Origin of the sequence: Salinimicrobium marinum (genome assembly GCF_014651535.1) — a bacterium.
GTDB classification, from domain to species: Bacteria; Bacteroidota; Bacteroidia; order Flavobacteriales; family Flavobacteriaceae; genus Salinimicrobium; species Salinimicrobium marinum.
This window is the reverse complement of the sequence record NZ_BMXB01000001.1, coordinates 684,280-709,016: the sequence shown is the minus strand read 5'-3', so window position 1 is coordinate 709,016 and position 24,737 is coordinate 684,280. Positions and strand designations below refer to the sequence as shown.

At 38.9% G+C, this 24,737-nt stretch carries 21 protein-coding genes; 14 read left to right on the top strand and 7 right to left on the bottom strand.

Features of this window, described 5'->3' with window-relative positions; translation table 11 throughout:
* Window positions 1–7 precede the first annotated feature (7 nt).
* Window positions 8–637 carry a 16S rRNA (guanine(527)-N(7))-methyltransferase RsmG gene (gene rsmG / locus IE056_RS03085; RefSeq protein ID WP_189603204.1) on the bottom strand — a complete coding sequence of 210 codons (630 nt, stop codon included), beginning with the start codon at window positions 635–637 and terminating at the stop codon, window positions 8–10.
* A gap of 110 nt (window positions 638–747) precedes the next feature.
* Between rsmG and IE056_RS03080 the strand changes: the two genes are divergently transcribed.
* Together IE056_RS03080 and IE056_RS03075 are read left to right on the top strand one after the other, a co-directional pair.
* Window positions 748–1,848, top strand: coding sequence for a fatty acid desaturase family protein (locus IE056_RS03080; protein ID WP_189603202.1), 1,101 nt, complete (start codon window positions 748–750; stop codon window positions 1,846–1,848).
* Window positions 1,849–1,867: 19 nt separating this feature from the next.
* On the top strand, window positions 1,868–3,058 hold the full coding sequence (locus IE056_RS03075; RefSeq protein WP_189603200.1) for a pyridoxal phosphate-dependent aminotransferase: 1,191 nt from the start codon (window positions 1,868–1,870) through the stop codon (window positions 3,056–3,058).
* A 261-nt stretch (window positions 3,059–3,319) separates the two neighbouring features.
* Here IE056_RS03075 and IE056_RS03070 read toward each other — a convergent pair whose 3' ends face one another.
* Entirely contained in the window at window positions 3,320–4,816 is a 1,497-nt protein-coding gene (locus IE056_RS03070) for a TrkH family potassium uptake protein (RefSeq protein WP_189603199.1), read from the bottom strand.
* On the bottom strand, window positions 4,816–6,165 hold the full coding sequence (gene trkA / locus IE056_RS03065; protein ID WP_189603196.1) for a Trk system potassium transporter TrkA: 1,350 nt from the start codon (window positions 6,163–6,165) through the stop codon (window positions 4,816–4,818). The genes IE056_RS03070 and trkA overlap by 1 nt, the downstream gene beginning before the upstream one ends.
* Window positions 6,166–6,294: 129 nt before the next feature.
* Between trkA and ubiE the strand changes: the two genes are divergently transcribed.
* Window positions 6,295–7,020: a bifunctional demethylmenaquinone methyltransferase/2-methoxy-6-polyprenyl-1,4-benzoquinol methylase UbiE gene (ubiE, locus tag IE056_RS03060; protein WP_189603194.1), complete on the top strand. Its 726-nt coding sequence runs from the start codon at window positions 6,295–6,297 to the stop codon at window positions 7,018–7,020.
* A gap of 5 nt (window positions 7,021–7,025) precedes the next feature.
* Complete coding sequence (gene porT / locus IE056_RS03055; protein ID WP_189603192.1) at window positions 7,026–7,733, top strand: type IX secretion/gliding motility protein PorT/SprT; 708 nt, start codon at window positions 7,026–7,028, stop codon at window positions 7,731–7,733.
* On the opposite strand, the gene IE056_RS03050 is transcribed toward porT, so the two are convergent.
* Window positions 7,720–8,463, bottom strand: coding sequence for a TrmH family RNA methyltransferase (locus IE056_RS03050; RefSeq protein WP_189603190.1), 744 nt, complete (start codon window positions 8,461–8,463; stop codon window positions 7,720–7,722). The two genes, porT and IE056_RS03050, sit on opposite strands and share 14 nt — an antisense overlap.
* Window positions 8,464–8,500: 37 nt before the next feature.
* Here IE056_RS03050 and tamL point away from each other — a divergent pair, with 37 nt between their 5' ends.
* From tamL to IE056_RS03015, 7 genes are all read left to right on the top strand, one after another.
* Window positions 8,501–11,071 carry a translocation and assembly module lipoprotein TamL gene (tamL, locus tag IE056_RS03045; protein WP_189603188.1) on the top strand — a complete coding sequence of 857 codons (2,571 nt, stop codon included), beginning with the start codon at window positions 8,501–8,503 and terminating at the stop codon, window positions 11,069–11,071.
* Window positions 11,072–11,112: 41 nt separating this feature from the next.
* A complete protein-coding gene (fbaA, locus tag IE056_RS03040) occupies window positions 11,113–12,180 on the top strand; it encodes a class II fructose-bisphosphate aldolase (RefSeq protein ID WP_189603187.1) in 1,068 nt (355 codons plus the stop codon).
* Window positions 12,181–12,287: 107 nt separating this feature from the next.
* The gene (gene accD / locus IE056_RS03035) at window positions 12,288–13,145 is read left to right on the top strand and encodes an acetyl-CoA carboxylase, carboxyltransferase subunit beta (RefSeq protein WP_189603185.1); all 858 of its coding nucleotides are present in this window, start codon (window positions 12,288–12,290) and stop codon (window positions 13,143–13,145) included.
* A gap of 136 nt (window positions 13,146–13,281) precedes the next feature.
* The gene (gene rpsO / locus IE056_RS03030; protein ID WP_189603183.1) at window positions 13,282–13,551 is read left to right on the top strand and encodes a 30S ribosomal protein S15; all 270 of its coding nucleotides are present in this window, start codon (window positions 13,282–13,284) and stop codon (window positions 13,549–13,551) included.
* Window positions 13,552–13,873: 322 nt separating this feature from the next.
* Entirely contained in the window at window positions 13,874–16,111 is a 2,238-nt protein-coding gene (locus IE056_RS03025; protein ID WP_189603176.1) for a polyribonucleotide nucleotidyltransferase, read from the top strand.
* Between the two features lie 226 nt (window positions 16,112–16,337).
* Window positions 16,338–17,201: a sigma-70 family RNA polymerase sigma factor gene (locus IE056_RS03020; protein WP_029035204.1), complete on the top strand. Its 864-nt coding sequence runs from the start codon at window positions 16,338–16,340 to the stop codon at window positions 17,199–17,201.
* A gap of 192 nt (window positions 17,202–17,393) precedes the next feature.
* Window positions 17,394–17,804: a BLUF domain-containing protein gene (locus IE056_RS03015; RefSeq protein ID WP_189603174.1), complete on the top strand. Its 411-nt coding sequence runs from the start codon at window positions 17,394–17,396 to the stop codon at window positions 17,802–17,804.
* A gap of 21 nt (window positions 17,805–17,825) precedes the next feature.
* Here IE056_RS03015 and IE056_RS18575 read toward each other — a convergent pair whose 3' ends face one another.
* Window positions 17,826–17,957 carry a hypothetical protein gene (locus tag IE056_RS18575; RefSeq protein ID WP_262891435.1) on the bottom strand — a complete coding sequence of 44 codons (132 nt, stop codon included), beginning with the start codon at window positions 17,955–17,957 and terminating at the stop codon, window positions 17,826–17,828.
* A 188-nt stretch (window positions 17,958–18,145) separates the two neighbouring features.
* Here IE056_RS18575 and rpe point away from each other — a divergent pair, with 188 nt between their 5' ends.
* Complete coding sequence (gene rpe, locus IE056_RS03010; protein ID WP_189603173.1) at window positions 18,146–18,808, top strand: ribulose-phosphate 3-epimerase; 663 nt, start codon at window positions 18,146–18,148, stop codon at window positions 18,806–18,808.
* Window positions 18,795–19,778 carry a YpdA family putative bacillithiol disulfide reductase gene (locus IE056_RS03005; protein WP_189603171.1) on the top strand — a complete coding sequence of 328 codons (984 nt, stop codon included), beginning with the start codon at window positions 18,795–18,797 and terminating at the stop codon, window positions 19,776–19,778. The genes rpe and IE056_RS03005 overlap by 14 nt, the downstream gene beginning before the upstream one ends.
* 32 nt (window positions 19,779–19,810) lie before the next feature.
* On the opposite strand, the gene IE056_RS03000 is transcribed toward IE056_RS03005, so the two are convergent.
* Window positions 19,811–21,937, bottom strand: a complete 2,127-nt coding sequence (locus IE056_RS03000; protein WP_189603169.1) for a Tex family protein — start codon at window positions 21,935–21,937, stop codon at window positions 19,811–19,813.
* Window positions 21,938–22,082: 145 nt separating this feature from the next.
* On the bottom strand, window positions 22,083–22,445 hold the full coding sequence (locus IE056_RS02995; protein ID WP_189603167.1) for a hypothetical protein: 363 nt from the start codon (window positions 22,443–22,445) through the stop codon (window positions 22,083–22,085).
* Window positions 22,446–22,782: 337 nt separating this feature from the next.
* Between IE056_RS02995 and IE056_RS02990 the strand changes: the two genes are divergently transcribed.
* Complete coding sequence (locus IE056_RS02990; protein ID WP_189603165.1) at window positions 22,783–24,339, top strand: protein adenylyltransferase SelO; 1,557 nt, start codon at window positions 22,783–22,785, stop codon at window positions 24,337–24,339.
* Window positions 24,340–24,737: the final 398 nt, after the last annotated feature.

Sequence of the window (24,737 nt, the reverse complement as noted above, 5' to 3'; positions counted from 1 at the left end):
AGGGCTGCTAACCTTTATATTTAAGTGGTAAATGCACCACTTTTTTAGTATCAAAAAAATCTTCTTTAAAATAATCCTGAAGATCATAGATCTTTGCCTTTGGGTAGGTTGCAAGCTCTTCAGACAGGTCTCCCCCTTTTAAATACAGAATTCCATTTTTAAGTTCATGTTTACTCTCTTTAGCTATCTTCCCCTTCACCCAGTGTACAAATGTTGGCATCACTGCTACTGCCCGGCTTACGATGAAATCATAATGCCCGGTAATTTCCTCTACCCTTGCATTGGAGGTATGGACATTTTTTAAACTTAATCCTTCGGCAACTTCATTCACCACTTTGATCTTTTTCCCAATACTATCTACCAAATGGAAATTAGTTTCGGGAAACATTATAGCCAATGGGATCCCGGGAAAACCACCACCTGTTCCCACATCCAGGACGGTTGCATCTTTTTTAAATTTCTGCACCTTGGCAATACCCAGGGAATGCAGCACATGTCTCAAATAAAGCTCATCAATATCCTTCCTCGAAACGACATTTATTTTTAAATTCCAGTCATGGTACAGATCTTGCAAAGATTTAAATTTTAATCTCTGGTCTTCAGAAATTTCCGGAAAATACTCTTGAATTAACTCCAATGTTATTATTTTTATCACAAAAGTAATTAAAATCGGTGAAGTTAATTTCCGACTTTCCTTCCACGAAAGAAATTTTATGTTTTACCTTTGTCTTTTAACTATAACAATAAATGAATCAAAGTACTATCCGATTTTCCCGAACAGATTCGGCTAAATTTTTCAAAACTTTAAACAAGCGTGTAAATGCTTATTTCAAGGAAAATAACCTGCCTAAGACCGGAAACTGGAAATTACATCTCAAAGCAATTGTGATGTTCTCCCTATTTCTCACCCCCTACTTTCTAATTCTTACTTTTGATATTTCTCAATGGCTCATGTTGCTTCTCACCATCGTGATGGGTATAGGCATGGCAGGAGTAGGAATGAATATTATGCACGATGGCAACCATGGCTCCTACTCTTCAAAAAAATGGGTGAATAAATTTATGGGGGGAACCATTTATGTCCTGGCTGGGAATGTGTACAACTGGCAGGTACAACATAACGTCCTTCACCACACCTATACCAATATTCATGGACATGATGAAGATCTCGATGCCGGAAGGATCATTCGGTTTTCAGAACATGCAAAATGGCACAAGTTCCATAGATTCCAGCATTATTATTCTATTTTCCTGTATGGATTACTCACGTTTAACTGGGCCATCACTACAGATTTTAAACAAACTAAAAGATATCTCGCCAGAAAACTCTCTTACGGGAAATTCCCTAATCCCATAACCCAGTGGAGTATTGTTGCAATCACAAAACTTCTTTACATAGGAATCTGGATCGTAATTCCAATGCTTATTTTATCTATTGCCTGGTGGAAAATTCTTATAGGATTCTTTATAATGCATTATACGGCAGGATTGATTCTTAGCGTGGTATTTCAACTGGCACACGTTGTGAAACAAACAGATATGCCTTTACCAGATGATACTGGTTCAATGAAAAATACCTGGGCAATTCACCAGTTATTTACTACAGTTAACTTTTCCACGAATAACAAGATCGTAAACTGGTTTACCGGCGGATTAAATCATCAGGTAGAACATCATATTTTTCCCAACATCAGCCATATCCATTACAACAAAATTTCAGAAATTGTAAAGGAAACAGCAAAGGAATGCCAACTACCTTATAACGAATATAAAACTACACGTGCAGCTATAATTGCCCATTTTAAACACCTAAAGGAAATGGGAACCAAACCTGCAATTTCAGCTTAACAGAAAAATCAACCAATCAATGCAATTATCTGACAGAATCAACAAAATGGCTACGTCACAAACTTTGGCGATGGCAGCAAAATCCCGTGAACTACGTGATGAAGGAAAGGATATCATTGGCCTAAGTTTAGGTGAGCCAGATTTCAACACTCCCGATTTCATTAAAGAAGCAGCAGTTAAAGCTATTAACGAAAATTATAATTCCTACACCCCGGTGGATGGATATGTTGAACTTAAGGATGCCATCATCACAAAGTTCAAACGTGACAATCACCTTGCCTATGACAGGTCACAAATAGTGGTTTCTACAGGAGCCAAGCAGTCTTTGGCGAATGTTGCGATGGTAATGCTAAATCCGGGGGATGAAGTAATCCTTCCCTGCCCTTACTGGGTTAGTTATGCTGAAATTGTAAAACTGGCAGAAGGTGTTCCGGTGGAGATTAGAACAGGAGTGGAAAGTGATTTCAAAATGACTCCCAAACAACTGGAAGCAGCTATCACCCCTAAAACCAAAATGATCTGGTACAGTTCCCCTTCCAATCCAAGTGGGATGGTGTATAGCAAAGAGGAACTGAGAGCACTGGCTGATGTTTTAATAAAATACCCTGGAATCACTGTAGTAAGTGACGAAATTTATGAACACATCAATTTTGTTGGTAAACATGCTTCCATGGCAGAATTTGAGGACATGTATGACCGTGTGATAACGGTTAACGGGGTCTCCAAAGCCTTTGCCATGACCGGATGGAGAATAGGATATATCGGTGCACCCACAGCTATTGCCAGGGCCTGTAACAAGTTCCAGGGGCAAATTACTAGTGGCGCCAACTGTATTGCACAGCGTGCTGTGATTACCGCATTGGAAGCCCCTGTGAGCAAGATTCAATACATGGTTGACAAGTTCAAGGAACGCAGAAAATTGATCATCGACCTGATGACAGACATTGAAGGCTTTAAAATTACCGAGCCCGAAGGTGCTTTTTATGTTTTCCCTGATATTTCTTATTTCTTCGGAAAAACAATAAAAGGACATAAAATTAATGACGCAACCGATTTTTCTATGTTTCTACTGGAAGAAGCCCTTGTAGCTACGGTTACAGGTGATGCCTTTGGAAGTCCTGATTGTATAAGATTTTCCTATGCCGCCAGTGAAGCCCAAATAGAAGAGGCAATGAAGAGAATAAAAAAAGCTGTTTCTGAAGAGAAATAATAGATTTAGTTATATTTCTAATACGAAAATCCCCTGTCCGAATGGTCAGGGGATTTTTTATTGTTTTTGCTTATTTTTAATAGGAAAGAATAAATCCGTTGGACCAATATGTGAAAGAAACTCTCTATTTCTTTGACTCATAAAACTCTCTCTCAAAACATCCTTTTTAAATCAAACTAACTAGGGAAGATTATATCCTCACTAAATATTGCATATTTTTCTTTTGACTGCAAACTGAAACCTGATCACTACCTACTGAAATCATCTGTTTCTCCAGAAGAAAGGTGTTAATAGAATAAGTACAGTAAATAATTCAAGTCTGCCAATTAGCATTAAAAACGCACACCACCATTTTCCGGCGGCAGGAAGTGCATCAAAATTATTGACAGGCCCCAGAGTTCCAAATGCCGGACCGACATTTCCTAAAGAAGAAGCAGCTCCACCTATGGCAGTTTGAAGGTCCAGCCCTAAAGCCGCAAGTACCACAGCCCCTATAATAAAGGAAAGCATGTAAAGGATGAAAAATCCCAGGATATTAAATACAATTTCATTTCCGATAGCTTTTCCGTTAAACCGGACAGGAAGAATAGCATTAGGATGCAGGGTTCTTTTAAATTCAGCAAGCCCGTTTTTTATCATGATTACATGCCTCATCACCTTGACACCACCAGAAGTAGATCCCGCAGAACCTCCCAGAAAGAATAATCCGAAGAAAAGAACCGTAAGAAAAGGTGTCCAGAGGGTGTAATCGGCACTTACAAAACCCGTAGTAGTAACAATGGCCAGAACCTGAAAAACTCCATGTCGGAATGCGCTCTCCGCTTCGCCCCAAACCATAGGATGCGCAATGGAAGATAAGCCAAGGTCGGCACCAAAATAAATCACTGTAGCTGTAATTATTGAAAAAGCACCTGTAAAAATAGAATACCATTTAAATTCTTCATTTTGCAGTATCTTCTGGATTCTTCCCTTAAAAGCAAAATAACTGATTACAAAATTGGTTCCCGCCAAAAACATAAATACAATAATAATATATTGAATCATCGGATTATCGTTCCAATAGGCCACACTTGCATTTTTGGTTGAAAAGCCGCCGGTTGACAAGGTGCTAAGAGCATGATTTGCCGCATCAAACATTCCCATTCCGGCTATTTTAAGCAATATAGCTTCCGTAACTGTCAGCCCCACATAGATGAACCACAATCTCTTTGCCGTATCTGTGATCCGGGGTTTCAATTTATCTGCACTGGGACCCGGAGCTTCAGCAGTAAACAACTGCATTCCACCTATTCCTAACAAAGGAAGAATGGCTATGGCAAGGACAATAATACCCATACCACCAATCCAGTGAGTAAGACTCCTCCAGAAAAGGACGCCTTTTGGAATAGATTCTATATCATTCAGGATGGAAGCTCCGGTTGTAGTGTAACCGGACATAGTTTCAAAAAATGCATTAGTAAAAGATGGGATGCTTTCACTCAGCACATATGGTAAGGTTCCGCTTAATGCCATGAATATCCAGCCAAAACTTACAACAATGTAACCTTCACGTTTCTTTATCTCCTTGCGATGACCTCTCGTATTGTACATCAGGAACATTCCGAAGAGCAGTGTTAAAAGCGATGCCGCAGAAATTTGCATGGTAACCCCATCTTCATAATACCAGCTTACAAGGGCAGCTGTTAACATGAATCCACCGTTGCACAGCAACAGCAAACCCATAATATGAAAAATGATCTTGTAATTAAGACGTGGCATTAAAGAAACATTTTTTCCACCTTACTAATAGAACGCGGTAAAGAACACACCACCACACGATCTCCCGGTTTGATTCGGAAATCTCCAAGGGCGATCTGCCCTTCCCCTTCTCTTATCACCCCACCAATAATAGCCGACCTAGGAAAATCAAGATCCTTTATTCTTTTATCACTGGCCTTAGAAGTCGGTTTTACTATAAATTCAAGTAATTCGGCATTCATATTATTCAGTTTCGTCATGGCTACCACTTCACCCTTCCTTATGTACCGAAAAATATTATTGGCAGCAAGCAATTTTTTATTGATTAATGTATCTATACCAATAGAATGACTTAACTGAAAATAATCCATGTTCTCAACCAGAGCGATCGTTCTCTTTACACTTTTCGATTTAGCAACGAGACAGGTCATGATATTTGTTTCAGAATTACCCGTCACAGCGATAAAAGCATCCATATCCTGAATGTTCTCTTCATCCAAAAGCTCCACGTTCCTGCCATCACCATGGATCACCAAAGATTTAGGAAGTTCATCTGCGAGCTCAAAAGCTTTGTTTTTGTTTTGTTCTATAAGTTTTACCCTGAAATTATTCTGGCATAAGTCCCTGGTCGTTTTCTTTCCTATTTTACTACCACCAAGAATCATTACATTCTTAATTTCCTGCCTTACTTTCCCGGTAAGTTTATAAAGTTCATCAACCCCACCTCTGGTAGTAACAAAATACACCTGATCTCCTTCTTTAAACTGGGTATCTCCCCGCGGAATAAGCGTATACTGAGTTCCGAAGCGTTGAATGGCAATGGGCATAAACTGCAACCCTGGAAAAATCTGCGCAGCCTCCTTTACTGTCTTTCCAACAAAAGCGGCTGTTCGGGAAAGATTAAGCCCAACCATGGTCAAAGCTCCCTCCTCAAATTCGTAACTATCATTAAAAGCCGATTGATTTAACAGCAATTCAATCTCCCTTGCCGCAAGAGCTTCAGGAGAAATAAGTTCATCGATCCCAAATTTCACAAATCCTATTTCTTCCTTGTTCTCGAGAAACTCTGTATTGGCAATTCTTGCAATGGTTCGTTTTGCTCCCAATTGTTTTGCTAGAACACATACCGTAATATTAGTTGTCTCACTTGAAGTAACCCCAATAAGCAAATCTACGTTTTTTACCTGCGCATCTTTTAAGACAGCTATAGAAGTAGCATCCCCCTTTAAGGTTCTGATATCAAGATGTGTATCTGCATACAACAGATGCTCTTTATTGTTGTCGATCAGGGTAATATCCTGAGATTCATAAGAAAGCAATTTTGCTAAATGAAACCCAACTTCACCGGCACCGGCAATTATTATCTTCATAGGATTTTGTAAATCAAGAATAACAAAGGTATGATATTTCACTGAACCAAAACAAACTACCCTTTTAGAAAAAAGGAAACTACAGAAGGCATTTAGGCGATAACTTGTATATTTGGGCAAAAATTGCAGATGAGCAAAAAGACAACTCCATATAAAGGTTCAGATCTTAACAAGAAAAAGGTGGAAGAAATGTTTGACACTATTTCCACTAATTACGACGGATTAAACCGTGTCATATCCTTTGGTATAGATGTAAAGTGGCGTAAGAAGGTAGTGAAAATAGTGGAGCAGTCTGACCCTGATAAGGTACTTGATATAGCTACAGGCACAGGAGACCTGGCAATTAATCTTGCTAAAACAGGAGCATCAAAAATTGTTGGACTGGATCTTTCTGAAGGAATGCTTGCTGTAGGACGCAAAAAAATTGCAGAAAAAGAGCTTTCAGAAAAAATCGAGATGATTCAGGGAGATTCGGAAAATCTGCCGTTTGAGGATAGTTCTTTTGATGCTATCACTGTAGCTTTTGGAGTACGGAATTTTGAGAACCTGAAAAAAGGTCTTGAAGAAATTCTTCGGGTACTTAAACCGGGTGGTGTTTTCGTGATCCTTGAAACTTCGGTTCCTACAAAATTTCCTTTTAAGCAAGGTTATAATTTCTACACAAAAAATCTCCTCCCACTAATTGGAAAACTATTTTCTAAAGACAGGGATGCCTATTCCTACCTAAGTGAAAGTGCTTGTGCTTTTCCTTATGGTGAAAAGCTCAACAATATTTTACGAAAAATTGGGTTTAAAGATGTAGAGAACAAACCTCAAACATTAGGAGTTGCTACCATTTATGTAGCTTCCAAATAATATTTATGAAAAAATACTTTCTAATCGTTCTGCTCCTAACAAGCGTACAGCCTATTAATGCCCAGTTTTTTGGAGGAAACGGCGTATTAAATAATGAAAATGTAGACCTCCAGCGTTTATCATGGGGATATTTTCTTGGATTTAACACCTATGATTTTGATTTTGATTATATAGAAGTTTCGGACAGATCGTTTTTAAAGAAAGATTTTCCGGTAGATAGAACTATAGGCTTTAATGTCGGCTTGATTGGGAATCTACGTCTGTCAAATCACCTGGATTTACGTCTGGAACCCGGCGTAAGTTTTAACCGCATAAATTTCATGGTAACCAAAGCCGACCCTGATACCTTTAGAGAAATAAATTCTACTTACGTACATATTCCACTTTTGCTAAAATTTTCTACTCAACGACTCAACAATTTCAAACCATTTGTGGTTGGAGGTCTCTCTACCTCATGGAATCTCTCCAGTAATGAAAATAATCCTGAAGATAATTCAGATGGACAGTTCAGAATGACAACCAATTCGTATTATTACGAACTAGGTTTTGGAATAGATTTTTATTTATATTATTTCAAATTCTCTCCCTCAATTCGAGGAGTGTTTGCTATTAATGATGAGCTTATAAGGGATGAAGACCCAAATAGTATTTATACCGGCAATGTTTCGAAAATGTCATCCCGTGGAATCTTCCTGAACTTTACATTCCAGTAAGGCTCCTCCTTCTGAATTCACTTAAAAGAATAGCTGTCGCTGTAGCTACATTAAGGCTTTCAGTTTCACCTGATTCACCAAACCTGGGAATACTTAATTTTTTATCCACAAGCGCAGCAGTTTCAGGACGGATTCCGTTCGCCTCATTTCCAAAAATAAGAATTCCCTTAGCAGGTAAATTTTCACTGTAGATATTCTCTCCTTCCATAAAAGTTCCGAACACTGGAACCTCAGTAGCCGATTCGTTTAAGAAATCGCTTAAATTAATATAAAGGATGTTTACTCGAGCAATAGAGCCCATCGTAGCCTGGACAACTTTAGAGTTATAACAATCCACTGTATCTTCAGAACATACAAGGTTTTCAATTCCAAACCAGTCGCATAACCTTATAATCGTTCCTAAATTTCCGGGGTCACGAATCCCGTCCAGAGCCACAATTAGATCAGATAAATCAGGTTTAGAAGGTTCCGGCACATGAAAAATTGCCAAAGCGGTCTGCGCTGTAGAAAGTCGGCTAATTTTTATAAGCTCTTCTTCTTTCAGAAAATATGTTTTTTCTTTTTCTGCGGTAAAAATGTCTTCCGTAGTAAAAAGAGAATGTAAACGCAATGAGGAGTTTATAAGCTCAATAATCGTTTTCTTACCTTCAGCTATAAATAGTCCGTGTTTCTCTCTATACTTTTTTTGAGCAAGACTTGTTATTAGTTTATATTGGCTTTTACTAAACATTCCAAAATCGTATTTTTGAACACTTTAAATCCATTATTTGAAAAGCATTTCGGCAAAAATATCATTAATTCTTTTAACGCTCATCTTATTTTCTTCCTGTAACGCAGTTAAAAGAGTTGAAAATGATGAGTTTTTACTTTCTGACAACACTATTTTTGTTAACGGAGAAGAAGCTTATGAAAACCGTTTATACAATCAACTCAGCCAAAAACCTAACAGTTCCTTGCTGGGATTCCCTTTGCAATTGCATATATACAACCTCGCAGACCAGACGCCCGATTCTACTTTTAACCATTGGCTGACAAAAAAACCTGAAAGAGAAGAGCGGTTAATAAACTTACTTTCTGAAAAACAGGTTGAAAGACTGGGAAATTCTTATATAAATATTAACGAATGGCTACAGGAAGTAGGAGAGACTCCATCCATTGTACAGGAAAGCAGGACAGAACGGTCTGCTGAAAGATTAAGGACCTGGTACTGGAATCAGGGTTGGTTTGATGCAGAAACTTCTTATGAAATTCTTCCCCAGAAAAACCAGCGAGCGAAAGTAGAATATTACGTGAATCCACGCCAGCCGTATATTATCGATTCAGTAAATACCCGCATCGCTTCCCGGGCAGCCGATTCCATTTATCGAATACACAAGAATGAATCCCGTATTAAATCCGGACTTCGATACACTACTGCTGATTTTAGTGCAGAACGGGAACGGCTTACTACACTTTTCAGAAATAATGGCCTTTATGATTTCGAGCAGGAATATTTAACTTTTGAAGCCGATACTGTTGAAACAGACAAAAAAGTAAATTCAACCGTCATTATTCAAAACCGGGAAGCAATTGTAGATGGAGTAAATACCCGGGTGCCATTCAAGGTTCACAAAATAAGTCATGTAAATATTTTCCCTGATTATACCTTTGAAAACAGAAATCGTCCTGTTACAGACACCACGTCACACGAAGGTTATGACATTTATGGATTCGAGGAGATACATTACAGATCGCAGGCATTGACAGATGCAATTTTCATCTCTCCAGGCAGCATTTATGCAGATAATGACCGTAGTCTCACTTATAATCGGATAAATCAACTGGGGGTTTTCAGATATCCCAATATTCAATACATCCCCGATCCCGCAGATACTACTAATACGAACCTCATAGCCAATATTTTTCTTACGCCAAGATCAAAATATTCTCTTGGCTTTGAATTTGACGTTTCTCAAAGTAATATTCAAAAATTCGGAATTGGTTTTGGAGGCTCACTGCTAATCAGAAATATTTTTAGAAGAGCAGAGATCCTGGAAATCTCCGCACGTGGAAGCATTGGCTCTTCAAAAGATGCAGCAGTAACAGGAAATAATGATCAGTTTTTCGACATAACAGAATTGGGAACTGATATTAAACTTACGCTTCCCCGAATTTTTTTTCCCATTTCCACTGAAGGGTTTATCCCAAAATACATGTACCCTTTTACCTCCTTTAGCCTGGGTGCAAATACCCAAACCAACATTGGTCTGGATAAGCAGAACCTCACAGCCATCATGAATTACAGATGGTCTCCTTCAGATATTCTTACACACCAACTGGATTTACTCAACATCCAGTACGTACGAAATTTGAATACAGATAATTATTTCAATGTGTATCGCAACTCTTTTCAGGAACTTAATCAAATAGCGACTTCAGAAAATGTTATTGCAAACGATAGTTATTTTACGCCTGTAGACAATGCCGGGAACCAACGTCTTATAATTCCTGAAGGAGCAAACAATTTTTTACAGGATTCCCGTGCTGGAGGTTTTAACCTTACTGAAAATCAGACTCAAAACCTGAATGATATCAGAGAAAGGAAAAACAGACTAACAGAAGACAACCTGATTTTCGCCACTAATTTTTCATATATCATCAACCGGAAAGAAGATATTTATGATGAAGATTTTTCCAGGCTACGCGTGAAGCTCGAAAGTGCGGGTAACTTTCTTTCAGGAATTTCAAAGATCGCAAACGTCGATAAATCTGAAGATGGTCGTTATAATATCTTCGGGGTAAACTTTTCTCAGTACATTAAAACAGAGATTGACTATATCAAACACTGGGACCTGGGAAGAAATAACGTATTTGCAATCCGCACCTTTGGAGGAATTGCAATACCCTATGGAAATTCCAACAGCATTCCATTTACCCGTAGTTTCTTTGGAGGAGGTCCCAACGACAACAGGGCGTGGCAGCCATATTCTTTAGGTCCCGGGAGCAGTGGGGGACGAAATGAATTTAATGAAGCAAATTTAAAACTGGCATTTAGTGCCGAATATCGTTTCCCATTACTTGGAGATCTTAATAGTGCTCTTTTTATTGATGCAGGAAATATATGGAATGTTTTGGATATAGTAGAAGAAGAAGCATCCACCTTCACCTCCCTGCAAGACCTTCAGGACATCGCAGTAGGATCTGGAGTGGGGTTCAGATATGATTTTGATTTTTTCGTACTAAGGTTCGATTTAGGATTTAAAACCTATAATCCCGCCAGAGAAGAAGGCGATAGATGGTTCAAAGACTGGAACTTTTCTAAAACGGTTTTCAATGTAGGAATCAATTATCCTTTTTAAGCCAACAAATTTTCTTATTTTTGTTATTCAAAATCTTAGGTATGAATCACAACATAAAACCTGGTGTAGCCACCGGAAAAGAAGTACAGGAAATATTCAAATATGCAAAAAGCAAAAACTTTGCTTTACCTGCTGTGAATGTTATTGGATCTAGCAGTATCAACGCGGTTTTAGAAACTGCAGCCGAGCTGAAATCGCCTGTAATTATTCAATTCTCAAACGGAGGTGCCCATTTCAACGCTGGAAAAGGCCTTTCCAATGAAAACCAGAGAGCCGCAATCGCAGGAGGCGTGGCGGGAGCAAAACACGTACACTCCCTGGCAGAAGCCTATGGTGCAACGGTAATTTTGCATACAGACCATGCAGCCAAAAAATTACTCCCATGGATCGATGGCTTGTTGGATGCCGGTGAAGCTTTTTATAAAGAAACAGGAAAACCATTATTTAGTTCACACATGATCGATCTTTCTGAAGAATCTCTTGAAGAAAACATCGAAATATCCAAAAAATACCTTGAGCGAATGAGCAAAATGGGAATGACCCTGGAGATAGAACTTGGTGTAACAGGAGGTGAAGAAGACGGAGTGGACAATACAGACATTGATTCGTCAAAATTATACACGCAGCCAGAAGAAGTAGCCTATGCTTATGAAGAGCTAAGCAAAGTTAGTGACCAGTTCACTATCGCTGCTGCCTTTGGAAATGTTCATGGAGTTTACAAACCGGGTAACGTAAAGCTTACTCCAAAGATCCTGAAGAATTCCCAGGATTATGTTTCTAAGAAATACGGAGTTGGTGAAAATAGTATTGACTTTGTTTTCCACGGCGGAAGTGGTTCTACTGTAGAAGAAATTCGCGAAGCAATCGGATATGGAGCTATCAAAATGAATATTGATACAGATCTTCAGTATGCTTACCTGGAAGGGATTAGAGATTACATGGCAGAAAAAACTGCTTATCTTGCAGCTCAAATCGGTAATCCTGAAGGAGATGATAGTCCCAACAAGAAATACTACGATCCTCGCAGATGGGTAAGAGAAGGAGAACTTACTTTTAAAACTCGACTTAAAAAGGCTTTTGAAGACCTTAATAACGTAAATACTCTATAAAACATCCTTCAGGCTGAAAATTCCTTATATTGATTTTCAGCCTGAAATTTTTATTTATCAGGAAGAGGAGATTTATCCACTCCTGAATCAGAAAACATCCAACATATATGGCTTGGTTTAGAAGAACACAAAAAGGTATACAAACAGCTACCGAAGATAAAAAGGATGTACCAAAAGGTTTATGGTACAAATCCCCTACCGGTAAAATTGTTGACGCAGAACAATTGGAGAAGAATTTTTATGTGAGTCCGGAAGATGGGTATCATGTAAGAATAGGAAGTACAGAATATTTCAAGATCCTTTTTGACAACAATGAGTTCAAAGAATTGGACAAGGATCTAACCTCTAAAGACCCTCTTAACTTTGAGGACACCAAAAAATATACCGACAGGCTTGAAGCAGCACAGAAACAAACAGGATTAAAAGACGCGGTTAGAACTGCAGTTGGAAAATCCAAAGGCAGCGAGTTAGTAATTGCCTGTATGGATTTCAAATTCATTGGAGGCTCCATGGGATCTGTGGTAGGGGAAAAAATTGCCCGTGCAGCAGATTATGCTTTGGAACATAAACTTCCGCTTATGGTAATCTCAAAATCTGGCGGCGCGAGAATGATGGAAGCAGCACTTTCCCTTATGCAGTTAGCAAAAACATCGGCAAAACTGGCGCAACTGGCAGATGCACGAATTCCATACATCTCTCTGTGTACAGATCCAACCACCGGTGGAACCACGGCATCTTTTGCAATGCTGGGAGACATCAACATTGCTGAACCTGGGGCTCTGATAGGATTTGCCGGCCCAAGGGTGGTAAAAGACACCACTGGAAAAGATCTTCCGGAAGATTTCCAGACTTCAGAATTCCTAAAAGAACACGGATTTCTGGACTTTATCACAAAAAGATCTGAATTAAAAGATAAGATAAACCTTTATATCGACCTTATTCAGAATCAGCCTGTAAGAGCTTAGCTCTTACAATAACTGGTTTTTAGCAATTTATAAAATAAAAGCCTTTCAGGGTTAAAAATTATTCAGGAAAGTATTATATTTGCCGCTTGGCAGAAAAGCTGTCATATACATAAAAATCATTAAAATTAATATTGGAATGTATTTAACTAAAGACGCAAAACAAGAACTTTTTGCAAAGCACGGTAAAGGAAAGAATGATACAGGATCTGCTGAAGGGCAAATCGCATTGTTCACTCACCGAATTGAACACTTAACCCAACATTTAAAAAATAATCGTCAGGATTTCAATACTGAGCGCTCACTGGTAAAACTGGTAGGTAAAAGAAGAAGTCTTTTGGATTATTTAATGAAGAAGGATATCTTGAGATATCGTGCCATCGTTAAAGAATTAGGATTAAGAAAATAAATAATTAAGGGGCCTCGCGCCCCTTTTTTTTATCTGTAGATTTCAGGTTAATTTCCTGTTTTTAAAATTTTAATGATTTTTTCTTTTTTCCTGAATTAAAATCTATGTAAATTTTTACCTGTTCCGATAGCTATCGGTATTTCAGGAGCAATTAAAAATAAATGTCTCCCCAAGGTTCGTAACCATTACTAAGTTACTTGCTAAAAAGGCGGTTTTTCATTGGTCTTACAACAACACACAACACAACAACCAGGCCCATCCTGTATGATGGGAGACCATTGTTTAACAACACCTGCCACCGGCAGGTAAGAATTAAAAACTTATGATTCCAAAAACATTTAAAGAGGTTATCGATCTAGGAGATGGAAGAACCATTTCCCTCGAAACCGGAAAACTGGCAAAACAGGCGCATGGATCTGTAGAGCTAAGAATGGGAAATGCCGTTATGCTATGTACGGTAGTTTCTTCTCACACCCCCACCACAATGGATTTCTTTCCGTTAACGCTGGACTACAGAGAGAAATTTGCAGCTGCAGGTCGCTACCCCGGAGGTTTCTTTAAGAGAGAAGCACGTCCAAGTACAGAAGAAATTCTTGTAATGAGATTAGTGGATAGGGTATTAAGACCATTATTCCCTTCAGATTATAAATTTGAGACTCAGGTAATGATCCAGTTGATGTCGCATGACGAAGAGGTAATGCCCGATGCATTGGCCGGTCTTGCAGCATCTGCCGCAATCCAATTATCTGACATTCCTTTCGAAACCCCTATTTCTGAAGCCAGAGTAGCGCGTATTAATGGTGAATTCGTGATCAATCCAAGCCGCTCACAACTTGCTGAAGCCGATATAGATATGATCGTTGGTGCTTCTGCAGATTCTGTTATGATGGTGGAAGGGGAAATGATCGAGTGTAGCGAAGAAGAAATGGCAGAAGCTATTAAATTTGCACATGAGTCCATTAAAATTCAGATTGACGCCCAAATAAGACTTGCTGAAGCTTTCGGAAAAAAAGAGCCTCGTGAGTATGAAACATCGAAAGATGACGAAAGCATAAGGGAAAAGGTTCGAGAAGCTGCATACCAAAAGATTTATGATACTGCTAAAGATGCTAAAGCGAAACATGACCGTAGTGCTGCTTTTTCTGAAATAAAAGAAGAGGTAAAAGCATTATTTTCTGAAGAAGAACTGGAAGAAAACGGAGCAATGATCTCCCGTTACTACAAGGAAACTCAGAAAGCTGCAATTAGAGACTTAACTTTAAAAGAAGGTGTTCGTCTTGACGGAAGAAAAACAAATGAAATTCGACCAATCTGGTCAGAAGTTGCATACTTACCTTCTACCCACGGTTCAGCTTTATTTACCAGAGGTGAAACTCAGGCGTTGGCCACCGTTACACTTGGAACTTCGAGAGAAGCCAACCAGGTTGACCTGCCAACATACCAGGGAGAAGAAACTTTCTATCTGCATTACAACTTCCCCCCTTTCTCCACAGGAGAAGCTTACCCTTTAAGAGGTACTTCACGACGGGAGATAGGACATGGAAACCTGGCACAACGTGCCCTTAAAAATATGATCCCTTCAGAAAATCCTTATACAGTAAGAATTGTTTCTGAAGTATTAGAATCTAACGGATCTTCTTCTATGGCTACGGTTTGTGCCGGTACAATGGCCCTTATGGATGCCGGCGTACAGATTAAGAAACCGGTTTCAGGAATCGCCATGGGATTAATTTCCCAGGGAGAAGATTTCGCAGTACTTTCTGACATTTTAGGAGATGAGGATGCTTTGGGAGACATGGACTTCAAAGTAACCGGAACAAGAGACGGGATCACCGCCTGTCAAATGGATATTAAAGTAAAGGGTCTTTCTTATGAGATTCTTGTAAAAGCTCTTAAACAGGCTAGAGAAGGAAGACTTCATATTCTTGATAAAATAGAAGAAACTATTTCTCAACCTAATACCGGCGTAAAAGCTCATGCTCCAAAAATCATCACAAGAACTATTCCTGGTGAATTTATTGGTGCATTAATAGGTCCAGGAGGAAAAGTAATCCAGGAACTACAGAAAACTACCGGAACCGAGATCGTGATCAACGAGGTTGACGAACAGGGAGTGGTAGAAATTCTGGGAACAAATCAAGAAGGAATCGATAAGGTTCTTGCGAAGATAGACTCTCTCCTTTTCAAGCCTGAAAAAGGAAGTGTTTACGAAGTAAAAGTTATTAAAGTCCTTGATTTTGGTGCCGTGGTGGAATATGTAGATGCTCCCGGAAACGAAGTTCTATTACACATTTCTGAACTTGCATGGGATCGTACGGATAATGTAACCGATGTTGTAAATATTGGAGACGTTATAGATGTGAAGTATTTTGGAGTAGATCCAAAAACCCGAAAGGAAAAAGTTTCTCGAAAAGCTTTACTTGATAAACCGGAAGGTTACCAGGCAAGGCCGCCAAGAGACAACAATGACCGCAACGACAGAGGTCGTGATAACAGAGGTTCAAGAGACAATCGCAGCCGCGACAATAGGGGATCTAGAGATAACAACAGGAACGACTAAAAGTTTCTTATTGCATTCCAAATGCCCCGGAAAATAATTTTCCGGGGCATTTTTTATGCATAAAATCCGGATTATTACGTTTAAAATAGACGCAGGAAAAGCAAGCTGAATTAAATCATTTTTAAAATTAGAATTTAATTTCTGTTATTTCTGTAACATTTTTCCGACTCTGTACGTATAACTTAGTACAAGAGTCATTCACAATTAAATTCCAAGGAGACGATAGATGAGACAACTTAAAATTACGAAGCAGGTAACGAACCGTGAAACTGCTTCGCTGGATAAGTATTTGCAAGAAATTGGTAAAGTTGATTTAATTACCGCTGATGAAGAGGTAGAATTAGCACAAAGAATAAAAGCGGGTGATGACCGTGCACTGGAGAAACTTACAAAAGCTAACTTACGTTTTGTGGTATCTGTGGCAAAACAATATCAAAATCAGGGATTAACACTTCCCGATCTTATCAACGAAGGAAACTTAGGATTAATTAAAGCTGCAAAGCGTTTTGATGAAACACGTGGATTTAAATTTATCTCCTACGCTGTTTGGTGGATTCGTCAATCTATTCTTCAGGCTTTGGCAGAGCAGTCCCGTATTGTTCGTTTACCATTGAACAAAATTGGTTCCATTAACAAGATCAACAAAACTTTTGCTTTCCTTGAGCAGTCACATGAGCGTCCGCCAAGTGCCGAAGAGATCGCAAAAGAACTTGATATGACCATCAATGATGTGAAGGAATCCATGAAGAATTCCGGGCGTCACGTATCTATGGATGCGCCATTGGTTGAAGGAGAAGATTCAAACCTGTATGACGTTTTACGTTCGGGAGAATCTCCAAACCCAGACAGGGAGTTGCTACACGAATCTTTACGTACAGAGATTGAAAGAGCATTGGAAACTTTAACTCCGCGTGAAGCAGATGTGATTCGTTTGTACTTTGGATTGGGAGATCAACATCCTATGACGTTAGAAGAAATTGGCGAGACTTTTGATCTAACCAGAGAACGAGTACGTCAAATCAAAGAAAAAGCAATTAGAAGATTAAAACATACCTCCAGAAGTAAGATCTTAAAAACTTATCTGGGATAAAGATGACAACAGTTTTAGCTCCGGAGTGATGACCGGGACGTACATAACTGTTCGTTTTTTGATTGATGAAAGAACCCCGGCTGATCACCGGGGTTCATTTTTTTTACTTAATTAAGTTGTAGCTAAATTCCTGTTAAAGCACTTTTGGTGTTTTTGAAATAATATATTTTTGTAGCAAATTTTATAAATTATATGCGATACGCTATAAGCTATGTAAGTACTGCCAATCCTGAACTTACTAAAAATCAAATACAGACAACTTTAGACTACAGCAAAAACTGGAATAACAACCACGTTATTACCGGAATTCTGTTATTTTCCCAGGGCAATTTCTTTCAGGTTTTAGAAGGTGAAGAAAATCTTCTGAAAGAGCTCTTCGAAAGAATTAAAGCTGACAAGAGACATCATAATATTATTACCATTTTTCAGAAGGAAGTTTCAGAGGTAAAATTTGATAATTACGAAGCTGATTTTATTTCTCTAGACGATCGTTACCATACTAATGATATTGATTCGTACTTCAGCCAAATACGCCTCCTAAACCCCTCCATTCAAAGTTCTGTAAAATATATTCTCAATAAATTTACGGAAGGAATAAAATAGCGTCAACACAAATTCGTCCTATCAGGTCATTTCTGGAATATTTATTAAGCCGGTAACGATAAGAATAATAATTATAACGAGTATTGCAACAGCAATTAAGCATCCTGCCCTTCCGTAACTTTTTTCTTTTTTAGGTTCGTTTTCTACTTCCATATTTAATATAAGTTAAACGATTCTACATTATTTTGCAAGTGTTATCAAGATAACATTTTCCAAAAGTTAAATCAACCCCTTTTACAGAAACTTATGGTTCCACCGGAAATTTCAACACTTCATGAAACCAATGGAAAGGGATTCATTTATTCTTGTTATTTTTACTTCATATTCACGACACAACATTTATGACAACAAAACTCATTGCCCCTTCTATCCTGGCAGCAGACTTCGCAAATCTTCAACGAGATATTGAAATGGTAAACAACAGCGAAGCAGACTGGTTCCATATTGACATTATGGATGGCGTTTTTGTTCCAAATATTTCCTATGGAATGCCTGTACTTGAAGCCATTAACCGGCACGCAAACAAAACGATCGATGTTCACCTTATGATCGTTGATCCCGACAGGTATATAAAAGAATTTGCTGCTCTGGGAGCAGATAATCTTACGGTGCATTATGAAGCTTGTACACATTTGCATAGAACCCTGCAGGCAATCAAAGCCGAAGGAATGAAAGCCGGAGTTGCACTGAATCCTCATACACCGGTAAATGTGCTGGAAGATGTGATTGCCGATATTGACATTGTTCTTGTGATGAGTGTGAATCCCGGTTTTGGCGGACAGAGTTTTATTGAAAATACGTACAAAAAAGTTAAACAGTTAAAAGAGCTTATAAACAGGAATAATTCCTCTGCCATTATTGAAATTGACGGTGGAGTGACGAGCAAAAATGCAGCTGAATTGAATGAAGCCGGTGCAGATGTGTTAGTAGCGGGCAGCTTTGTATTTAAGGCAGAAGATCCTGTTGAAACCATTAAAAACTTGAAATTCCTTGCAAACTCATAATCCTGAAGAAAAATATGATGTGGTAATTGTTGGCGGAGGTCCCATTGGGATCGCCTGCGGACTCGAAGCAGAAAAGAAAGGCTTATCCTATATCATTCTTGAAAAAGGCTGCCTTGTCAATTCGCTCTACAATTATCCGGTGAATATGACTTTTTTCTCTACTTCAGAAAAGCTGGAATTGGACAATATTCCGTTTATCAGCAATAATCCGAAGCCAAGAAAAGCAGAAGCACTGGAATATTACCGACGGATCACCACTTCCAATTACCTCAACATCAGGCTGTTTGAAAAAGTAGAGAAAGTGACTTATTCTGAAAAGAATCTGCATGAGATCAAAACTACAAAAAGAACTTATTCAGCTAAAAATGTGATTTTAGCTACAGGCTTCTATGATATTCCGAATTATCTAAATATTCCTGGGGAAGACCTTCCGAAGGTTTCACATTATTATGGAGATCCCCATTATTACGCTACTCAAAAAACCATTGTGGTGGGCGCAAGCAATTCTGCTGTAGATGCGGCGCTTGAAATCTATCGTAAAGGTGGGGATGTCACCATGATCGTTCGGAAACCTGCCATTGGGGAACGAGTAAAATATTGGGTAAAACCCGATATTGATAACAGGATTGATGAAGGCAGCATAAAGGCTGTTTTCAATGCGCATATCAAAGAGATCAAAGAAAATGAAGTAATCATTACTTCTAAAAAAGGAGAAGAAACTCTGGAAAATGATTTCGTTCTGCTCCTTACCGGATACCGTCCCAATTTCGATTTCCTGAAGAATATCGGCATTGAATTATCTGATGACGGCAGAAAAATTCCGCAGTACAATCCTGAAACCATGGAAACAAACGTACCGGGAATTTACCTGGCCGGAGTTGTTTGCGGAGGCATGGAAACTCATAAATGGTTTATCGAAAATTCACGGGTACACGCGAGCATGATCATGGAAGACATAGTGAATACCTGATAGACTGTAGCCTGTAGAATTAAATTAATTAATTAATCTACCATAGAAAGCTGAATTCTTTTTCGGCTCTCATCTACTTCCACAACTGTTACCTGTACGTGCTGGTGTAATTTCACCACTGAATTCACATCACTTACGAATTCATTGGCCAGTTTTGAAATATGTACTAGTCCGCTTTCCTTAATCCCTATATCGACAAAACATCCAAAATTTGTGATGTTATTGACAATTCCGGGAAGTTTAATTCCGGGCTTTAGGTCCTTTATCGTCCGTACGTTCGGATCAAATTCAAATACTTTAGCCGATTTTCGAGGATCTACTCCGGGTTTTTCAAGCTCATAAAGAATATCTTTTAACGTCGGCAAACCTATATTTCCAAAAATATATTTTTCAGGCTTGATTTTTTTGAGCAATTCTTTATTTCCAATCAATTCCTTCAATTCCACTTTTAGATCGGCAGCCATTTTCTCCACTACTCCGTAACTTTCAGGGTGCACAGAAGAATTGTCCAGCGGATGTTCAGGATCTGAAATGCGAAGGAAAGCCGCTGCCTGTTCAAAAGCCTTAGCTCCAAGTCTTGGCACCTTCAGCAGTTCTTTTCGAGAATGCAGACTTCCGTTTTCACTTCTGTAAGCCACCAGATTTTCAGCCAAAGAAGGGCCAATTCCGGAGACATAAGCCAAAAGAGGCGCACTGGCAGTATTCACATTCACTCCTATTCCGTTAACACAACTCTCCACTACCCTGTCCAACTCCTCTTTAAGTTTTGTCTGGTCCACATCATGCTGATACTGCCCTACTCCAATCGCCTTTGGATCAATTTTTACCAGCTCTGCCAAAGGATCGGCCAGACGCCGACCGATAGACACCGCTCCCCGAACCGTCACATCATAAGACGGAAATTCGGCCCGTGCTATTTTTGAAGCCGAATATACCGATGCACCGGCTTCATTCACTACAAAAACCTGCACATCACGATCAAACTGAATTTTCTTGACAAATAACTCTGTTTCCCGGGAAGCTGTTCCGTTTCCTATGGAAATGGCTTCAATTCCATATGCATTTACAAGGGATTTTACTTTTTTCATCGCCATCGTTGTTTCCTTCTGCGGCGGATGCGGATAGATATTCTCGTTGTGCAGCAAATCCCCTTTTTCATCCAGGCACACCACTTTACAACCTGATTTAAATCCGGGGTCTATCGCCAAAATTTTTTTTTCGCCTAGTGGCGGTGCAAGTAACAACTGCTTCAAATTATCTGCAAATACATTAATGGCATCTTCATCTGCACGTTCTTTGGCAGTGGATAGCACCTCATTGGCCAACGCAGGGTTTAACAATCTTTTATAGGAATCTTCCAGCGCCTCCTCCACAAAGGGAGTACAGGAATTATGCTGTATTTTGATGACGATCCCTTTAATGATTTCCAGGGCTTCTTCTTTTTCCACCCCCACATTCACCTTTACAAATCCTTCACTTTCTGCTCTTAACATCGCCAGTAGCCGGTGGGAAGGAATATTTTTCAACCGCTCCTGCCATTTAAAATACTGTTTGAATTTCTGAGCTCCCTCCTCCTCTTCTTTTTTCTTCACCACTTTGGACGAAATTTCAGCGGAATGACGGTACAAATTCCGAAGTCTTTTTCGCACATACTCATTTTCATTGGTCCATTCTGCAACAATATCTTTTGCTCCTGAAATTGCATCATCAACAGAAGTCACCTTTTTCCCTACAAATTTTGAAGCCGCTGCTTTAAAATTGGGGGAGTTTTGTGCCATTAGGGTTTTCGCCAAAGGTTCTAATCCATTTTCCCGGGCAGTATCGGCTTTGGTTTTACGTTTTTTCTTAAAGGGCAGGTAAATATCCTCCAGCTGAGTGAGGTCGTACGTGGAAGAAATTTTATCTTCTAGTTCTGGAGTCAAAGATTCCTGTTCAGAAATAGATTTAAGAATAGCTTTTTTCCGCTTATCCAGTTCTTCAAATCCGGTTTTATATTTGACTATTTCACCAATCTGCACCTCATCCAGATTTCCGGTCATTTCCTTCCGGTAACGAGAGATAAAAGGAATGGTAGCATCTTCCTCCAGAAGCTTTACAGTATGTGTAACACTGTTTTTTTCCAGTTTAGTAGCATTGATGATATATTGGATCTTATTCACTTCTTCAGAATTTGCAAATTAGAGGACAAAGATAAAGCATCTCAAAAGTTGTCCTATTCCTTCTGAAAAAATAAAAGAAAAAAACCTTCTGAAAAATTTTCAGAAGGTTCTGTATTTAAAAAGCCTTAATTCCTGCAAATATATGCTATACCAGCACTACTTCGTCAATTCTATTGGTATGGCCGTTTGCAGCAATAAGTCTTCCATAAAATTTTAAGTCCTGTTCTTCGGTCTTACAGGTTTTGGTAACCCAAGAGATCGTTTCCTCCAATGGGAAAGAACGAGTTTTGATTCGTGGATAGCTGGAGACAGAATCATTTTCTTCTACTCCTACTTCAACAGTATTCTTTTCCTTATTATAACAGACAAATTTTGCCTGAAAATTATGTAGGATCAATTCTTCAAGTGCCTGTGGTAATTCATCACACTCTTTGCACTCTTCTACCTGTTCCGGGATCAGTTGTTCCAGTTTTGACAGGATTTGATTTCGGCTTTGATATGAAGTCATAACAGTTTTATTTTTTAGTTTTGGTTAAAATTAATCTTCTTCTTCAAAGACAGAAACTTTTTAATTTAGGTTTAACTATAAAAGTGTCAATCAATTAAACCGCTGTTAAAAAAGCCAAATATTTTCTTACGGCTGCTTCCACTAAATACAAGTAAATGAGACAAACACCCTAAATGTTGTAATTATCAATAAGTTAACGAAAGAAAATTTCTACATTCAAGAAGTTTTCAGCAGAGAATATTCATGTAATATCTCCTCGCAACGAACGCATGTTTTATTTTTCGAATTGTTTTCATACTTAAAACTAATTGGTATATTAATAAGTAAAAGCAGGCAAATGAAAAAAGTAAGTGAAAAAGAATATTTAAATAAGTTTGTTTCCAGTTTCAAAGGTGATGAAAGCGGAGACCTTTCCTCCAGGCAAACCCCAAATGTGTTATATAGTAAAGCCCATCCTTCCCCAGTTTCTGAACCTAAATTACTCGCATGGTCCAATGATCTCGCAAAACAACTCGGAATAGAGAAACCAACCGAAGAAGATTTGAAAATATTAGCCGGAAATAAAGTCACCCCTTCGATGGCTCCTTATGCTGCCCGGTATGCCGGTCATCAATTTGGAAACTGGGCCGGGCAATTGGGAGATGGACGGGCAATCACCCTTGGTGAATGGGAAACTGAATCTGAAACCTGGGAATTCCAACTGAAAGGAGCCGGACCGACTGCCTATTCGAGAAGAGCCGACGGGAGAGCTGTTTTAAGATCTTCTGTAAGGGAATATCTTATGAGTGAAGCAATGCACTATTTAGGGGTGCCCACCACCCGTGCATTAAGCCTTGTCACCACCGGAGACCAAATCTTAAGGGATATGTTTTACAATGGAAATCCCGAGTACGAACCGGGAGCTATTGTTTTACGCACCTCGCCGAGTTTCCTGCGCTTCGGAAGCTACGAAATGCTTGCTGCAGCTAAAGAATACGATCATCTAAGACAGCTCACCGACTGGACTATAGAGAATTTTTATCCACACCTTTCAGGAGAAAATAAGATCATAGAATGGTATAAAGAAGTAGTCGAAAAAACTGCCTTTATGATAGTGGAGTGGCAACGGGTAGGTTTTGTCCATGGCGTTATGAATACAGATAATATGTCAATCCTTGGACGCACCATAGATTACGGACCGTTTTCTTTCCTGGATGATTACGACCCGAATTTCACGCCCAATACCACCGATCTTCCCGGCAGGAGATACGCTTTTGGAAATCAGCCGTCGATAGGATACTGGAACTTAGGAAAACTGGCAAGCGCGCTCTTACCACTCTTTAATGACGAAACCGATGAACTGGAAGAAGCATTGCGAAGCTATGAATCCATCTTCTGGGATAAATATTACGCAATGATGGGCAGAAAGCTGGGGCTTGATGAAGTAACCGAAGAGGATAAAAAAATGTTCGGAGATTTCGAAAAAGTACTTTCGGGTGTAACACCCGATATGACTATTTTTTATCAGTTGCTTATAGAGCTGCCTATAGAAAGAATGGAAGAAGATCAGGTAATATCTCATTTTTCAGAAAGCTTCTATGAAACTCCGGATGGAAATTTGAAGACAGCATTTCTGGATCTTATAAGACAGTACGCTCAAAGGATTAAAAAAAATACTATTTCCAGAGAAGATTCACGAAAATTTATGCAAAAAGCCAATCCGCGGTTCATCCTTAGGAATTACCTGCTTCACCAGGCAATAGAGGAACTGGAAAAAGGAGAAAATACCTTATTTGAAAAGCTTCAGAAGGCCATAACAGATCCGTATTTCAATGCACACGATGAATTCGTTAAGAAGAGGCCCAACTGGGCAACGAATAAAGCCGGTTGCTCCATGTTGTCCTGTAGTTCATAGACTGAAAATTGGAGGTGCTCCTTTAGTTTCATAGACCCTGAAGGGGTCCTGGATCTATAAGATCGAAATTACAGGAAAATATGACCTCAAGGGGTCGAATAGTCCAAACATCGGAATTTCAAACCATTAAATATTCCATCCCTTAGGAATTGGTTTAAGAAGAAAATGACAAGGTTAAACTAATTTTGAAAAAATCCACTTCCCAAGAGCGAACAACTTCCTGCTAGATTTATAACGAATTTGTTCAGCAAAAACAATAGAAATTCTATTATATGCAGAATTAAGTCAATTCTTAAAAATTAAATTCAAAAAAATGAATGTTATGTAAAGCTTTGAAACCGAAGTTGAAGGAAAATTGAGAATTTATTTTATCTTAGAGCAGAACTTTTCTCCTGCAA